The organism is Maribacter sp. 6B07, from assembly GCF_002700155.1.
GTDB lineage: Bacteria > Bacteroidota > Bacteroidia > Flavobacteriales > Flavobacteriaceae > Maribacter > Maribacter dokdonensis.
The window spans coordinates 1,694,537-1,710,009 of sequence record NZ_PDUT01000001.1 but is presented as its reverse complement, the minus strand read 5'-3'; the positions used below and the strand labels follow the sequence as shown (position 1 = coordinate 1,710,009).

Annotated in this window: 14 protein-coding genes and 1 tRNA gene; 8 read left to right on the top strand and 7 right to left on the bottom strand. The window is 37.4% G+C overall.

Annotated elements, in window-relative coordinates:
- Positions 1 to 183: 183 nt before the first annotated feature.
- The 3 genes from CSC80_RS07170 to CSC80_RS07160 form a co-directional block, all read right to left on the bottom strand.
- Positions 184 to 1,281: an imelysin family protein gene (locus tag CSC80_RS07170; protein ID WP_099190724.1), complete on the bottom strand. Its 1,098-nt coding sequence runs from the start codon at positions 1,279 to 1,281 to the stop codon at positions 184 to 186.
- Positions 1,282 to 1,285: 4 nt separating this feature from the next.
- Complete coding sequence (locus CSC80_RS07165) at positions 1,286 to 2,680, bottom strand: di-heme oxidoredictase family protein (protein ID WP_099191456.1); 1,395 nt, start codon at positions 2,678 to 2,680, stop codon at positions 1,286 to 1,288.
- A 107-nt stretch (positions 2,681 to 2,787) separates the two neighbouring features.
- Positions 2,788 to 3,951, bottom strand: a complete 1,164-nt coding sequence (locus CSC80_RS07160; RefSeq protein WP_099190722.1) for an imelysin family protein — start codon at positions 3,949 to 3,951, stop codon at positions 2,788 to 2,790.
- A gap of 221 nt (positions 3,952 to 4,172) precedes the next feature.
- On the opposite strand from CSC80_RS07160, the gene CSC80_RS07155 reads away from it, so the two are divergent.
- Positions 4,173 to 5,213: a succinylglutamate desuccinylase/aspartoacylase family protein gene (locus tag CSC80_RS07155; RefSeq protein ID WP_099190720.1), complete on the top strand. Its 1,041-nt coding sequence runs from the start codon at positions 4,173 to 4,175 to the stop codon at positions 5,211 to 5,213.
- 4 nt (positions 5,214 to 5,217) lie between these two features.
- Here CSC80_RS07155 and CSC80_RS07150 read toward each other — a convergent pair whose 3' ends face one another.
- Complete coding sequence (locus CSC80_RS07150) at positions 5,218 to 7,101, bottom strand: tetratricopeptide repeat protein (protein WP_180268586.1); 1,884 nt, start codon at positions 7,099 to 7,101, stop codon at positions 5,218 to 5,220.
- A 311-nt stretch (positions 7,102 to 7,412) separates the two neighbouring features.
- Here CSC80_RS07150 and CSC80_RS07140 point away from each other — a divergent pair, with 311 nt between their 5' ends.
- Positions 7,413 to 9,020, top strand: coding sequence for a thiol-activated cytolysin family protein (locus tag CSC80_RS07140; RefSeq protein ID WP_180268585.1), 1,608 nt, complete (start codon positions 7,413 to 7,415; stop codon positions 9,018 to 9,020).
- A gap of 84 nt (positions 9,021 to 9,104) precedes the next feature.
- Here CSC80_RS07140 and CSC80_RS07135 read toward each other — a convergent pair whose 3' ends face one another.
- The 3 genes from CSC80_RS07135 to CSC80_RS07125 all read right to left on the bottom strand — a co-directional run bounded on the left by CSC80_RS07135 (position 9,105) and on the right by CSC80_RS07125 (position 10,512).
- The gene (locus CSC80_RS07135; RefSeq protein ID WP_099190714.1) at positions 9,105 to 9,365 is read right to left on the bottom strand and encodes a GIY-YIG nuclease family protein; all 261 of its coding nucleotides are present in this window, start codon (positions 9,363 to 9,365) and stop codon (positions 9,105 to 9,107) included.
- A gap of 172 nt (positions 9,366 to 9,537) precedes the next feature.
- Positions 9,538 to 9,611: transfer RNA gene (locus CSC80_RS07130), tRNA-Ala, on the bottom strand.
- Between the two features lie 103 nt (positions 9,612 to 9,714).
- Positions 9,715 to 10,512: a universal stress protein gene (locus CSC80_RS07125; RefSeq protein WP_058104703.1), complete on the bottom strand. Its 798-nt coding sequence runs from the start codon at positions 10,510 to 10,512 to the stop codon at positions 9,715 to 9,717.
- Positions 10,513 to 10,565: 53 nt separating this feature from the next.
- Here CSC80_RS07125 and CSC80_RS07120 point away from each other — a divergent pair, with 53 nt between their 5' ends.
- From CSC80_RS07120 to CSC80_RS07095, 6 genes are all read left to right on the top strand, one after another.
- The gene (locus CSC80_RS07120; protein ID WP_058105128.1) at positions 10,566 to 11,066 is read left to right on the top strand and encodes a GNAT family N-acetyltransferase; all 501 of its coding nucleotides are present in this window, start codon (positions 10,566 to 10,568) and stop codon (positions 11,064 to 11,066) included.
- A 12-nt stretch (positions 11,067 to 11,078) separates the two neighbouring features.
- Complete coding sequence (locus CSC80_RS07115) at positions 11,079 to 12,413, top strand: MATE family efflux transporter (protein ID WP_099190712.1); 1,335 nt, start codon at positions 11,079 to 11,081, stop codon at positions 12,411 to 12,413.
- A 69-nt stretch (positions 12,414 to 12,482) separates the two neighbouring features.
- Positions 12,483 to 13,250, top strand: a complete 768-nt coding sequence (locus tag CSC80_RS07110) for an enoyl-CoA hydratase/isomerase family protein (protein ID WP_058104701.1) — start codon at positions 12,483 to 12,485, stop codon at positions 13,248 to 13,250.
- A 216-nt stretch (positions 13,251 to 13,466) separates the two neighbouring features.
- Positions 13,467 to 13,892 (top strand): hypothetical protein, encoded by a 426-nt coding sequence (locus CSC80_RS07105; RefSeq protein ID WP_099190710.1) that lies wholly within the window; start codon positions 13,467 to 13,469, stop codon positions 13,890 to 13,892.
- A gap of 57 nt (positions 13,893 to 13,949) precedes the next feature.
- Positions 13,950 to 14,399 (top strand): 6-carboxytetrahydropterin synthase, encoded by a 450-nt coding sequence (locus tag CSC80_RS07100; RefSeq protein WP_058104699.1) that lies wholly within the window; start codon positions 13,950 to 13,952, stop codon positions 14,397 to 14,399.
- Between the two features lie 83 nt (positions 14,400 to 14,482).
- Positions 14,483 to 15,469 (top strand): endonuclease/exonuclease/phosphatase family protein, encoded by a 987-nt coding sequence (locus CSC80_RS07095; RefSeq protein ID WP_099190708.1) that lies wholly within the window; start codon positions 14,483 to 14,485, stop codon positions 15,467 to 15,469.
- Positions 15,470 to 15,473: the final 4 nt, after the last annotated feature.

Sequence of the window (15,473 nt, the reverse complement as noted above, 5' to 3'; positions counted from 1 at the left end):
TCAATTATTTACAGCATAGGGAGTTCCGCATAAAAATTTGACGTTTTAATACCCATTGCAAAGTACGAGGTACTGAAAATAAACGAGGTTAAAAGCACTTAGTGATAATACCTTGCTTTTAACCTCAATTATAATAGCTCTACTTGACTATGTATGGAGTTTTATCTTCTTTACGGATGCTTTTTAATCTCCGTCCGTATCATTAAACGTTACTACAATACTGGCCGCACTGGAAAAATCTGTTTTAAGCAGGCCAATAATGGTTTGCAGGTCTGTTCTAAGGGTTTCAAGCGCGGTAACATCGGACACCAAAATATCTTCAATAGCGCCATCCATAGCCTCCAAATCGTTCATAGCTACCACGAATGCATCTTGCAATGCCGTATCAATTTCAGGCCTGTCCAAAACCTCTATCAAATAATCGTCTAACCCAAAACCAGATTCACCTTCATACTCGCCCAAATAGCTATTATACAATGTATTTAGGTTTACGATCAAGGCTTCTTTACTAGTTCTACTCCTATACGCTTCAAAATAGGTTACAGCATCTGATTCCGCATTTAATGCTTCTTCTATCTTGGTGCCTTTCATACCTTCTAAAGAAGCTATTATTGCATTGACCACTTGGTTTTGACTACCATTGACACCAGTCTCTAAGTTGCTTTTAAAACTAGGCTCCACCCCTTCCCAAAAGGTTTGTAAAAAAACGGCTTGTTCCGCTAAATTCTCTATCAATGCCAACAGGTACTGCATACGTCTTTCAGCATGTTCAGCTGTGGTCAACTCGGTAAGTATATTTGCATTGGTATCATGAAACAACAAATACTCAATGGCGCTATAGCCCTTTGTATTTGCGCCTACGCTAGAGACAAAGGCACTATTCAATGTTTCTTCACCTGCAATATTCTCCTCCAAAGCCTCAAAATTTGTAGGCCATTGATTAATTCTGGTATGTATAAACGAGCTCTGTATAGCGCCTAAATTAAATACTTCATTGCTTTTCCAGTTTAAAAATGCCGTTTTCCACGCCTCTTGCAAAGCAACCAGCTCGCTTTCCGTAGCATTAGCCTCAAAAGCTAAACTTTGGGTTACCAAGTTATTTAAAACGGCCACATGTGCTGCCTGGTTTACTTTGATCTGATAGTCATATAATGCCGTGATCTGTTGGCTACGACCTTCTTCAACGGTCAGTAACGTAGGTTCTTCATTGGTTACGCTATCGTCATTACCACATGAAAATGCGAACAAAATCACCGCCATGCCTAAAATTTTCTTTTTCATAATCTTAAAGTGTATTCAAAAACTGAATAATTTTATCTCTCTCTTCTGCTGAAAGTTCCTTGAATTTTTCTTTTGAAGCCAAAGCCTCACCTCCGTGCCACAAAATGGCTTCTTCTATATTTCTTGCCCTACCATCATGTAATAGATTGGTATGGCCGTTTACTGTTTCTATTAATCCTATGCCCCATAATGGCGGTGTTCTCCATTCATTTCCGTTGGCCTCAAAATCTGGCAGTCCGTCCGCTAGCCCATCTCCCATATCATGCAACAACATATCTGTATAAGGGCGAATGGTCTGGTTGGCCAAGGCATCTATTTCATAAGCTCCTGTCTCCAACTTTGGAATGTGGCATTTGGCACAGTCTATACTTACGAACAGCTCTTTACCCTCTAACACATTTTGATCATCTACATCTCTTCTTTCCGGTACGGATAAAGATGCGGCATAAAAAGTGACATTTTCTAAGTTATCATCGGGAATTTCGGGTGTTCCGCCGTTGGGGTAATCATCACAATCTATAGGATCCGGACAGTTTTCATTAGGAAAAAGAGATGACGTTATACCCAAGTCGCCAGAAAATGCAGCGGCTACCTGTTGTTTTATATTGGGTTGATTGGCTTTCCAACCAAAACGACCTACGACACGGGTACCCGTTTCAATATCGTAGACCCTATTGATCTTGCCCGAAATACCATCACCATCGGCATCATTAGGATCGGCATAGCTCAATAAAGTTGCTTCCGGTATAGCATCTAAAAGCCCCAAACCGATCATTTGATTGGCCACTCTTGGCGATATCCTCGTTGCTGCACTTAAACCCCCATAGCTTAGACCGGCAAACGAATATTCCGGCATCTGTAAAGCTACTTCTGTACCATCAGCATACGTTTCGATCAATGGTGTATAGGTGACAATAATAGTACCTTCTTTATCTACGCTTAAAATAGAATTGTCTTGAAATTGTGTACCGTAAATGGGATCACCTATATTTTCTCCATTTTCATTGGTTTGCAAAATACCCAAACGAAGTAAAAGTCCGCTAGAAAACTCCCCGTCATACGCTGGCGGTCTGCCCCTACCATCCTTAAAATGGCAACCAGAGCAATTTCTTGCATTAAAGAAAGGACCTAGACCATCTCTTGCAGTGGTAGATGCCGGTGCAGTTACCCAACTTTGGTTAAAGAGTGAATTGCCCACCCCAAAAGTTACACGTTCATCAAATGTTAGATCCGGGGAAGCAAAACCAAAGGCTTCTGCAGAAAAATTACTTGATGAGGTGGTACCTCCCGAAAGTTCTTCACCTTCCTCTGCCATTAAAGGAATCATTACCTCATCTGTACTACATGAGCTTACCACTACACCCAGTAAGCATAAAAACGCTATTGAAATTCTGTTCATTTTATATAACGACAAAACTGGATTTAAAAAATCCAGTTTTAATTTACCATTCACCTATATAGGATTGCAAAACACAATCCTTTAAATAACAACTCTATAGACTTCTTTTAGTTGATACCCAAAGCAACTTTAGCTTCTAAAAGCTTGTCACCAAAAGCAACCAACGCCTGTACCGCTGTTTGTACCTTTGCACCTTCTACACTAGACTCACCATCAACGATCGCCAAATCAAATGGATCCAATGTTGCATCAACATCGGTAACCGCGGTTGCCAATAAAGCATCTAGTTCAGTTGCAAGATCCGCATCGGCCTCTTCGATCAAATCTTGTAAAGAGTTACCATCTACACTACCGTAAGCTCCAGTGTATACGTTTACAATACCTGCCAAATTCAATCTAATGTCCCTATGGGTGTTATCACTAAAACATGAGTGCTCATCTTCTTGATCTTGGTTCTGTAGGGCCACTGCCATACGCTCAATAGCCAATTCACTTCTAGAAAGCTCAGCAATACTACTGATGATGTTATCCAATGCTTCATCTTCGTCCAAAGCCAAAAAGGTTGATCTGTAGTCACCGCTCCACTCATCAATTATGATCTGCAAGTGATCCGTCAACAAATCTGCAACGATGGCTAAATATTCTCTTCTACGATCTTGGTTGGCAGCCGTACCACCATCTACAAAGTCTGTATATGCTCTTTGACCTGCCAAATTCTCAGAAGGTGCCGTTAAATCTTGACCCCAAAGTAAAAATTCAATGGCATGGTAACCAATAGCAACGTTTTCTTCGCCACCATTACCATTTTCACCAGTTAAAATCTCTTTTGTCAATGTTGGAAAATCTGCAAGGTTGTTTATAATACCGGCATCAACATCTCCTTCAACATAATCGATATATGCCTCGTCTAAAGGCCAAGAGTTTAAATACCCTTCAATTTCTTCGGTATCACCCGTATCTATAGGTCCGTTTGCAAATCTAAACGCCTCTGAAGGTCCATAGCTTTCCCTTGAAGTTAACCATGCTTCTTTGGCTGCCTCAAAATTTTCTTCTGTTGGTGTTGCCACAAAAGTTTGTATAGCTACGTTCATAGCTTCTGCATCTACCAAAGCTGCTTGATAATTGGCCAATACCAAATCTGCGTAGTTTTCTATTACAGATGATGCCTCAATAGCATCGTCTACCACAACATCTGTTGTTGAATCATCATCTGATGAACAACCTAATACTATTAGACCGATAAAACCTACCGCCAGAATAACTCTTTTCATTATATTTTATTTAGATTTATTTTAAATAGACGGCAAATCTAAATCATCACCTAGACAAGAGCAAATTATTTTTAATTATTCTAAATTAACATAACAAATTTAACATTTGGTATCAACATGACCTTATTTTAGAAAGAGAAATAACGTTGAATAGGTAATTAAATAATGTCTTTTTAATACTTTGGTCTAGCCAAACGCATCACATAAAAAATAAACGTTTTATGCAAAAGCTATTCTTTACCCTTTTCTTGTCTTTTTCCCTGTGCTCAGCAATAGCCCAAAACACTTTTAAAGATGTATTCTCCAACGCTAATAGACCATTAAAGGAAAACATACGCATAGCATTTCAAGACGCTAGAAACAACAAAACCTTCTTGCCCATATCTATACTAAAGGGAAAAAATGAAGGACCGGTTTTTACCATTGTTGCCGGCGTTCATGGGTTTGAATATCCACCCATTGTTGGCGTACAAGAGCTCTTGAGAGAAGTTGATGTTGACAAATTGAACGGTACTTTAATTATTATACCCATTGCCAATACCAGCTCTTTTTTCTCGAGAACGTCTATAGTAAATCCGCATGATCAAGTGAATTTAAACGGTACGTTTCCTGGAAAATCTACCGGTAGCGTTACGCAAAAAATAGCTGATTTTATAACAACGGACATTATACCCGCAAGTGATGTTTTTATAGATATACATGGCGGCGGTGTCAATGAAGATTTGATTCCGTTTGCACTTTTCTACGACAACCCCAATTATCCGGAACAAACTAAAAAGGCAAGGGAACTTACAGAGATCAGCGGGTTCGAGTATATAGTTTCATATCCATTCACATTAAAGGACAATGAACCTGCAAAATATGTTTTTAAGCAAGCCTCACAAGATGGCAAAATAGCATTGAGCTTTGAAAGTGGCAAATTGGGCAATGTTCAGAAAGATGCCGTACGTTTCATAAAAAATGGAATCTATAATATGCTTGACCATTTGAACATGTACGATAACGGTTCCGAGCCAAGTGCCAATCTTGTGCAACTCAACAATCAAACCTATTTAAGCGCTACCGAAACTGGACTTTTTTACAGTGATCTGAAAGCGGGAGATATGGTTAAAGAAGGTGACATCGTAGGCTACACCACAAATGAATTTGGCGAAAAATTTAAAGAGTACAAAGCACCTACATCAGGTATTATTTTGTACAAAATTTCAACCCCACCAGTTAATATTGATGATACTTTAATGTGTATTAGTAAGCGTTTGTAAATAATCAAAGTGAATTCAAAAATTGGTTTAGATCGGTTTCTTTATCTAGCCCAAGTTTCTTTTTTAGGCGGTATTTAGATTTTAAAATACTATCTGGTAGTACGTTCAAGGTGGCTGCAATTTCTTTTGTGGTCAGGTTCATTCTGAGAAAAGCTGCTAATCGAATTTCTTTTTCTGAAACGTCAGAAGATAAAGTCTTTAGTTTCTGGTCAAAGTCGTTATGAACTTCAGAAAAATAAGTTTTGAATACCTCCCAATCTTTGTCAGAAGCATTCTCTTTCTTTAATAGCATGACAATACGCCTAAATTCTGTTTTAAATTTATCTGGCGAATTTTTTATATTCTCCAAATTCTCTTTTAGCTCTTGAATAAACGTGTTCTTTTGAACTAGATGCAAGGTCTGGCTCGTGAGTTCTTTTTGCTTATACTCAATTTCCTTCTTATAAATTTCCTCTTGTTTTTCCCTTTCGGCCTTATTCTTCTTCATGCGTTGCCGAAACCCAAAGAAAAGTAATCCTGATAGAGCCAGTCCAGATATGGCTCCACCGGCATAAAGGCCTTTGGTCAATTTATCCACTTTGGCTTTTTCGTTCAGTGTGTTTATTTCTTCTTCTTGCAGGGCAATTTCTGCTTCTTTTTTTTCTGTCTCGTAGGATATTTGAAGCCGCTCAATTTGTTTCGACTTTTCCGAGGTGAAAAGGCTGTCACTAAGTATTTGAAATTGCCTCTGATCATCCAGCGCTTCTTTAAATAACCCTCCTATTTCGTAAGCTTTTGAGCGATATCGTAAAGCCATCTTTAACTGATCCATGGATCTAATCGAATCAGCAAGGTGTATTGTTCGGTTCAAGTAGGTAATAGATTTATTAAAATCACCTTTCATCGCATATGCATTCCCTATTTCCCCCATTGCACTGATAATGTTGAAGTATGAGTTGCTGGTTTTATTCATTTCGACACACTTCAGTAAATTTTTAATTGCCAAATCATAGTTACCTTGTTTTGCAAGGACCATACCTATATTGGCAAGGGCATTGGCAGTATTATCATCAAACCCAAATTTCTCGCTAATCGCTTTACTTCGTTGATAATATTCTAGAGCTTTTTCATGTTCTTCCATTTCTACATAAGAATTGCCAATATCCACCATTGTATAAGCTTTATAGAGATTGTCGGCAGTATCCTCATACACCCCTAAGGCCAGATTAAAGTTTTCGATAGACTTGGTGTAATTTCCTTGATAATAATTAACCTTTCCTAATTGTCGATATAGGTCCGCTTTTCGGAAAGGTTCTCTATCGATTGTATCCAGAACCTTTAATGCCTTAATCGTACCTATTATTGCTTTTTCGTAATCCCCTTTATTTATATAGGTATTTGCTATATCCCCTATGGATATACCATACTGTAGATAACTCTTGCTTTGTAAGTACATATTTGAAACTGAATCCTTAAGCTTTATGGAATAATCATAATTACCTATGGCATCCTCAATTTGTGCTAGGTTGGAAAGGGAATTGGTCAGAAGTAATTTATCTGTTAGTTTTTCAGCGAAATCTATGGCTTTTCTATAATAGATTCGAGCTGAATCATTGACATTGGTCATATAAAAATAGTTGCCCATGCAATAGTTTCCAATGGCAATTCCCTTTGAATAACCTGTATTGTTTGACAGCTCCAAAATCATATGAGCATTTTTTTTTGCGACTGACTGATTATTGTATAATTGCATATTAAATAATTCTTTAAGTGTTGCAACTTTTTCTTTGTGCCCCAATTCCTTTTCATAAACCTGACTAAGACTGTCTATTCTCTCTTGACCTTGGAGTTGGGCTAGAATTGAAATTGGCGTTGCAAGAATTATTAAAAAAATGATTTTCATTTTCATAATTACAATGGTTTGGTTTTCACTAAGATAAATCATAATTCTCTTCATAAAACATGTGCATCTTTGCTAGAAAAATCCTTTGTCCATAAAAAGGTTATACTTTCTTGGAGATCATAGCTATAAATAAAATATGTAAACCGTTGAATATAAAGGGTTTTTGAATTTTTTATGATTTTAGGTTTTTTATGCTGTCCATGGTGTAGTTCATCGAAATCCAAGTTGCTTGTCCATACTTTGTCCATGGACAAAATTAGGGATGGGATCATTTCTACTCTAAGTTTGGAATGTTGAATCCTGAAAAACAAGAAGTTATGAAAACAAATCATTTAAATTTTAAAACCATAAGCGTACTATTGTTAAGTACAATATTATTGACCTTTGTAGGATGTAATAAAGATGAAGTACTTCCTGATGACCCAAGCTCACCACAGTTTTCCAATAATGATGCCGATGACTTTAATTCTGCAGTGGCCAATCTAAGTGGTTTCAACCAACCTGAGGAGTCGAGTATCGTTGAGACCGCCTCGACCAATCCCGAACGTGAGGGAACAACGGAATTTGAATGCTTTACCCAAACATTCAAGGGAGCACCCGGTTTTAGTGAATTGTTCACGTTGGATCCAACTACCGATGTCATATATCCAGGATCTATGTTAAAAGGGGAAACCATACCTACTGGGGAATATGCGAGGATCAACAAGGATCGTGCGCCAATTACCATGTCAATTTCGCTAAACAATGTCAAAGGAAAGACTAGTGTAACTGTTAATAACCCAAATTTGCTGAGTGAGGTTAGAGCTGGTGTTAATGAATTGCTCAACCTTGAAGTTAAAGGTGCTACTCCTGCACAGTTAGAATTTGATAAGTCTCAAGTCTATTCTGAACAGCAATTATCTATAGCCCTTGGAGCAAATTATCGCGATAAAACCAAAGACATTTCGGGTAGTTTTGATTTCAATACCACAACGGTTAAGAAAAAGTACGTGCTAAAATTTATTCAAAAATATTTTACTATTGATTTGGACTCCCCAGGTCAAGTTCCAAGCGATCTTTTTACTGATCTTCCTAGTATTGAAAGTTTGGGATCCACAAGTCCTGTCTATGTTTCAGCTGTTACATACGGTCGTATGGTATTGTATACCGTGGAGTCTGATTATAGTATAACGGAAGTAGAAACAGCCTTTAATGCGGCAATAGAAGCGGGTGAAAAAGGAGGAGATTTTAACCTTGATGTTGATTCAAAGAATGTTCTTGAAGAGTCTAACATTAAGGCATTGATAATTGGAGGCAATGGTGCTAGTGCGGCCCAAACTATTGGCGGAAATCTTGAAAAAATTTATGATTATATTGCAGCTGGCGGCAACTATTCACCAGAAGAATCTCCCGGTTCCCCTTTATCCTATAAATTAAGTTATGTAAAAGAAGGTTTTCCTGCAGCAAATGTAGTTCTTGCAACGGAATATCAATCACGAAATTGTGATGTTGCCTATCCAGAATATCTAGCAACCATTGTTAACATTACGGGTACACAATTTACCGATACAGAGGTAAATGGTAAACTAAGGGTGAAAATGTGGGTTGGAGGGGAACGCCTTGACATTAATGAGAACGGCATAGATGATGGTAAAACTTGGAGCGTGGACACCGATAATTTTGTTGATGTACAAAACAATAAAACACATACAATTAATGAATCATACACCTTTAAGCCCTACAGACCAAATATGGCAACGGATTATGTTGAATGTTCAGGAGAATTATATGATTATAATGGTATTTTTGGTAATGAAAGTTTGGGTAATGCCGGAGGAATAAACCCTGTTGTTCTGGATAGTTTAAAACTCAACGTTCCTGATACTACATATTTAAATTTTAAAAAGGGAATTACAGCACAGTTTATTATTATAAGAAAAAAATAAAACAAAAAAGCTTCCAATATGGAAGCTTTAAGTGGAGAATACCGGATTCGAACCGGTGACCTTCCCGAAGGCTTTCGGGACGCTCTATTCTTGTATTCCTGTTGAGATTAAATACTCAATATACTTTCTACTTTTCTTCCTTTTAATTAGAAGCTCAAACGAGACTGTTTCTAATCGAGTTTTAAAATCACGCTGCCATTTCAATACCCAATCATTTGCTTTTTTGGTATAAGTACTTCCGTTGCCATTATTATGGCGTAATAACCTTGTATCAATATTCTCTGTACTCCCCACATAATAACGATTTAAAGTCTTGCTATAAATGATATAAGTTGTGAAGTTCATATTTAAAAATAATTAAATAAACAAAGGCTTCCAAAATGGAAGCTTTATCGTGGAGAATACCGGACCGGAACCGGTGACCTTCCCGAAAGCTCTCGGGACGCTATTCCTTTGATTACACTATTTACTCAAAACCAGAAAAAAAGCCCTCACTTTCGTGAAGGCTTTAAAGTTGTGGAGAATACCGGATTCGAACCGGTGACCTCTTGCCTGCCAGGCAAGCGCTCTAGCCAACTGAGCTAATCCCCCTTCAATATTGATTGCTTAAAATTGCTTGATATTCACATGGTGAAAACCCCAATTTTCAAGAGGATCAAAGGAAATACATTTTAACAACGTATCAAAGTACAATTTAATCTTTCTTTACACTGAGCACCAACACGGGTACAGGGGCAAAGAACTCTGATTTTGAAATGGTACTTTTTTCCCATAATTTCTTAAAAAAACCTCTTTTTCTTCTAAAAACACATAATAAATCGGGGTGTTTTGCCTGAAAATGTTCCAAAACCCCATGATATGTGGTTGGGTTATCCGTAAAGGTTAATTGTGAACTAATGTCCATTAACGCCGTATTGATCTTTAAATCATCATCTGAATACCCAGGCGTTTTCACCATTAAAAGATTCACTTTTGCATTATGTTTGTTCTTTATTTCAATTAACGGATCAAGTATTCTCTTTCTTTTTAAAATACCTGATTTAAAGGCTACCAATATATTCTCAAATGATTTATAGGCAGTTCCTTTAGGGACGATCAGTGTAGGTATATTGGTTCTTTTGATAATGGCCCCAGAGGTATGCCCCAGGTAATATTCTTCTTGTATATCATTACTTCTAGGTGCTAAAATGATAAGATCAATACCTATACCCTTATCAATTTCCCTTAACCCATCTTTAAGCTCGCCATTAAAACTTGCAATTTTGATAGATACATCTTTGGTATCTACCGTAGCTATAACCTCCTTTAATCGTTCTTTAGAATTCTCAGTAACTTTTTGGGTAACGTTCGTAAGGGTTCCCGTTTTTCCACTGACGTTGAAAACTTCCATTACATAAATATCCGCACCAAAGTCTTCTGCAAAATTAACGGCATATTGTAAAGTTTCGTTCGCATTTGTTGAGGTCCCTATAGGAACAAGAATATTCATCATGATAAAAAGTATTGATTATAACTCTAAATTTACAATTTAATTAAATGGCTTTTATGATAGCACCTGCAAAGATATCGCAAATACCCGAAATTTTAACCATGACCAATGCCTGTAGAATTGCCATGGAAGAAAAAGGTATTTACCAATGGACAACGGAATACCCTTCTAAAAAAGCATTTGAAAAAGATATTGAGCGTAATGAACTTTATGTACTTTTAGAAGAGGATGCCATTATTGGCTGCATTGTACTATCGCAAGTAATGGACGATGAATATAAAAATGTTGTCTGGTTAACAGAAAACGGCAACAACTACTATGTTCATAGACTAGCGGTACACCCTAAATATCAAGGCAGGGGCCTTGCACAGCAATTAATGGATTTTGGCGAAAACTTTGCACGTAAAAATAACGCCCTATCAGTAAGGTTAGATACCTTTAGCCAAAACAAAAGAAATCAGAAATTTTATGAGCAACGTGGTTATGTTAAATTAGAGGATATCTTTTTTCCCAAGCAAAGCGCACATCCTTTTCACTGCTACGAACTTGTACTATAGAATCTATATTTTTTGAAAACTTCCGTTAATTTTAAATCTATAAATGCCTTGGCCATACCCGCAACTATAGCAGGTATAGCAGAACCTTTATTATCTATTACGGATACCGCCATAGTGGGGAATATTCCGGTTGACGGACTAGAATCTCTTGCCGCAGCCGGTATAGTAGGTTCTTTTCTTTCTATGCTCATTTGGATTTTAGGGCAAACACGTAGCGCTATTTCCGCCATAATATCACAGTATTTGGGCGCTGGTAGAATAGAAGAGGTCAAAACCCTGCCCGCGCAGGCCATTTACCTCAATATTGCTCTAAGTATTTTAATTTTGCTCTCTACCATTTTTGTCATTCAAGAAATTTTTGAGTTGCTAAATGCCTCGGGAAAAATACTGCAGTATTGCATTAGTTATTACAGTATTCGCGTTTGGGGATTTCCCTTGACCTTATTCGTTTTTGCCGTAATGGGTATTTTTCGTGGATTACAAAATACCTATTGGCCCATGGTCATTGCCATTACAGGAGCTCTATTAAATGTAATTTTCGACTTCGCCTTTGTATACGGTATTGATGGCTTTATACCAGCAATGTATTTAAATGGTGCGGCCTATGCCAGTTTATTGGCGCAAAGTATTATGGCCATAATGGCATTTTATCTACTTTGGACAAAGACAGATATTAGTCTAAAGCTAAGGTTACCCATTCACCCAGAACTTGGAAGATTAGTGGTAATGAGCCTAAATCTTTTTGTTCGTGCCATAGCATTGAATACGGCTCTTATTCTTGCTGTTAGAGAAGCAACTGCACTGGGCGATAAGTATATTGGTGCACATACCATTGCTATTAACCTTTGGTTGTTCTCAGCTTTTTTTATCGATGGTTTTGGTGCCGCCGGAAATATTATGGGCGGTAGATTGCTGGGAGAAAAAAATTATAATGCACTTTGGTTATTGGCTAAAAAAATAACAAAGTACGGACTCATAGTCAGTGTAGTGATTATGGCCTTTGCCGGTATTTTTTATAAACCTTTAGGTGCCCTTTTTTCCAATGAAAGTTTGGTGCTATCCGCATTCTATGCCATTTTCTATATCATTATTTTAGGACTGCCCATAAACACCATTGCCTTTGTACTTGACGGAGTCTTTAAAGGTCTGGGCGAGATGAAATATTTACGAAACACCCTGCTCGCAGCTACTTTTTTAGGTTTTGTTCCTATGCTGTTTTTAGGTAAATACCTCAATTGGGGGCTAACGGGCATATGGCTGGCCTTTACCGTTTGGATGTTTATTAGAGGTGCCGCTTTAGTGTGGAAGTTTAGAAACAAATTCAAACCTTTATTGCAAAATCAGTAATTTTGTGTTCAATGCCTTAGGGCAATCCCTAATGCAAATCGTCTCGATTATCGAGCAAAAAAAGATGCTATGGTCACCACAAGAAAAAATGGAAGTTTATATACAAGAATAGATGGTAAAGTTGCACATGTAGAATTTGGGCATCCTGCCAGTAACTCTTTTGTTTCTGAACTTTTAGAACGCCTAACCGATACCATTAATGAACTTTCAGAAAACGAGGGTATTTCCGTTATCCTTTTAAAATCTGAGGGAGAAAAGGCTTTTTGTGCCGGCGCTTCTTTTGATGAGCTGTTAGAGGTTTCCAACTTAGAAGAAGGTAAGGCATTCTTTAGTGGTTTTGCCCACGTGATAAACGCTATGCGTAAATGTAAAAAGGTCATTGTTGGCCGTGTACATGGTAAAACTGTTGGTGGCGGCGTAGGTCTTGCCGCAGCTTGTGATTATGTGTATTCTAACGTGAACTCATCAATTAAACTTTCTGAGCTTAGTATTGGTATTGCTCCGTTGGTTATTGCTCCTGCCGTTGCCCGTAAAATAGGAAATGCAGCTATGGGCGAAATGTCTTTAGCCCCTACGGAATGGAAGAGTGCTTATTGGGCTCAAGAAAAAGGACTGTTCAACAAAGTATATGACAATGCCCAAGAAATGGACAAAGAACTTGATTTCTTCATTCATAAATTGGCAAGCTATAATCCTGATGCATTGACCGAGTGGAAGAAAGTTTTATGGGAAGGCACCGACCATTGGGATACCTTATTGACAGATCGCGCATCTATTACAGGTAAATTAGCGCTATCGGAATTTACCCGTAACGCGCTGTCAAAATTTAAAAAATAGACAATAACCGAAACAGCCTGTCGTTCTGTTTCTAAATCATTATTATGGAATTCTTTCAATTTTTAAACGGTAACCTTGTATTTCCAATTCTTGCACTTTTTGTCTTGGTCATTTATTTTGTAAATAAAGTCCGCGCAAAAAGAAAATACAAAAGGTAATCCTGTACCACCACGCAACTAATCGGTATTTATTCATCTTTTAAGAAAATCCGTTTTTATGTTCGCAAAAATTACATTGATACTTCTATCCTTCTTTTTATTGACCTGTAGTGATAAAAATGAACCTGATACTGAGGTAGTAGATTGTTCCTCCACGATATGTACCTTAAATTTTGTAACTATTACCGTGAGCATTAAAGATACATCTGATAATGCCGTAGTTTTAGATAGTTTTGAAGTATTAGACACTGCAACCGGTGAAAATTTGGCAAAAGATATAAGTGCCGAAGAATACCACAATGATCAAGGCATATACCCTCTGATAAGTGATGCACACCGCATTCAATATCAAAATAAGACTACTACCCTAACTTTTAAGGGTTATATTAATGATGAGTTAGTGGTAAACCAAGAATTTGAAGTAGGGGCAGACTGTTGCCATGTTAGCTTAATCACAGGAAATAGAGAGATTGTATTAGATTGATTTCTTCTGTATAAATACGTTTATACTTTCCCTACCTTTGCCATATAATTATTGGTTATGAGCAAAATTCGCATTACAAAACAATTCAACTTTGAGACCGGTCATGCACTGTATGGTTATGATGGTAAATGTAGAAACGTACATGGCCATAGCTATAAATTATCCGTAACCGTAATTGGAAGCCCCATTACCGATACCAACCACGTTAAGCTGGGTATGGTGATAGATTTTGGAGATCTTAAAAAAATAGTGAAAGAAGACATTGTTGATATTTTTGATCATGCTACTGTGTTCAATAAAAATACACCACACGTAGAACTGGCCAAAGAACTGACCGATAGGGGACACAATGTTATTTTAGCGGATTACCAACCTACTAGTGAAAATATGGTGATAGATTTTGCAGCCAAAATAAAATCGAGGTTGCCAGAGAATATTTCTTTGTTTTCCCTAAAACTTCAGGAAACGGATACCTCTTTTGCCGAGTGGTACGCAAGTGATAATTAAGTTCATCTAAACTTTACACTTCAAATGCCGTTCATCATTATAAATTGCTTTATTTTGAGGGTAATTCCTTAATATATAGCAACATGACCAAACATCATATCTATTGGTGGAATCTTGAAAATTTGTTCGATATTGAAAATTCGCCTAGAAGAAGCGAATTTTTAAACAACCACTTAGGGAACGAACTTAAAGGTTGGGATGCTACCATTCTCAACCAAAAAATTGCCAATCTCACCGCTATCATTTCCAAATTCAATAATGGTGAAGGTCCGGATATTCTTGGTGTTTGTGAAGTAGAAAACGAACATGTAATTGAACTGCTGATATCTGCCATGAGCACGGCATTACAAAAAAATTACGGTTTTGTTATTTCTGAAGGGGATGATAAACGAGGTATAGATACTGCACTTATTTATGACAAGACCAAATATGGACCAGAACAGTTGACCTTTAGCCTTCGTATCATTAAAAGAAATACTACACGCGATCTATTTCAGGTACATATAAATACTGCCAATGGCAATAAGCTTATTTGTATTCTTAATCACTGGCCATCAAGATCAGGAGGTGAGCTAACAAGCGAGCCTTTTAGAATAATGGTCGCGGAAAACCTATCATATTGGATTGAACGCATTTACGAGGAACAGGGCAGCGATGCCAATATTCTATTAATGGGCGATTTCAATGACAACCCTTACAATAAAAGTATAACCAATTATTTAATGGCCATCAACAACAAGGCATTGGTTAAAAGCAATAGGGTGCGGTTAAAGTACTTCTATAACGTAATGCATCGGTTTTTAGATGCACAGATCGGTACTTTTGTATTTGGCAACACCTATAATATGCTAGACCAGTTTATGATCTCTAAAAGTATTTTATCAGAAAAATCAGGTTTGCCGTTTAAATTGAGTACCGTAGAAATTATTGCATACCCTGAACTAACTTCCGGTGCTTACCAAAAACCAGTAAAATTTGGTAGACCAAACGCTTCAACCTTCAACGTAAATGGTTTTAGCGATCATCTCCCCATTAAAATTGTATTGAACGAAAAAGACCCAACTGTTTAAACCA

Excerpts from the sequence above, each read along its gene's own strand:
- CSC80_RS07170 (WP_099190724.1), bottom strand. The coding sequence starts at position 1,281 with ATGAAAAAGAAAATTTTAGGCATGGCGGTGATTTTGTTCGCATTTTCA.
- CSC80_RS07165 (WP_099191456.1), bottom strand. The coding sequence starts at position 2,680 with ATGAACAGAATTTCAATAGCGTTTTTATGCTTACTGGGTGTAGTGGTA.
- CSC80_RS07160 (WP_099190722.1), bottom strand. The coding sequence starts at position 3,951 with ATGAAAAGAGTTATTCTGGCGGTAGGTTTTATCGGTCTAATAGTATTA.
- CSC80_RS07155 (WP_099190720.1), top strand. The coding sequence starts at position 4,173 with ATGCAAAAGCTATTCTTTACCCTTTTCTTGTCTTTTTCCCTGTGCTCA.
- CSC80_RS07150 (WP_180268586.1), bottom strand. The coding sequence starts at position 7,101 with ATGAAAATGAAAATCATTTTTTTAATAATTCTTGCAACGCCAATTTCA.
- CSC80_RS07140 (WP_180268585.1), top strand. The coding sequence starts at position 7,413 with ATGAAAACAAATCATTTAAATTTTAAAACCATAAGCGTACTATTGTTA.
- CSC80_RS07135 (WP_099190714.1), bottom strand. The coding sequence starts at position 9,365 with ATGAACTTCACAACTTATATCATTTATAGCAAGACTTTAAATCGTTAT.
- CSC80_RS07125 (WP_058104703.1), bottom strand. The coding sequence starts at position 10,512 with ATGATGAATATTCTTGTTCCTATAGGGACCTCAACAAATGCGAACGAA.
- CSC80_RS07120 (WP_058105128.1), top strand. The coding sequence starts at position 10,566 with ATGATAGCACCTGCAAAGATATCGCAAATACCCGAAATTTTAACCATG.
- CSC80_RS07110 (WP_058104701.1), top strand. The coding sequence starts at position 12,483 with ATGGTCACCACAAGAAAAAATGGAAGTTTATATACAAGAATAGATGGT.
- CSC80_RS07105 (WP_099190710.1), top strand. The coding sequence starts at position 13,467 with ATGTTCGCAAAAATTACATTGATACTTCTATCCTTCTTTTTATTGACC.
- CSC80_RS07100 (WP_058104699.1), top strand. The coding sequence starts at position 13,950 with ATGAGCAAAATTCGCATTACAAAACAATTCAACTTTGAGACCGGTCAT.
- CSC80_RS07095 (WP_099190708.1), top strand. The coding sequence starts at position 14,483 with ATGACCAAACATCATATCTATTGGTGGAATCTTGAAAATTTGTTCGAT.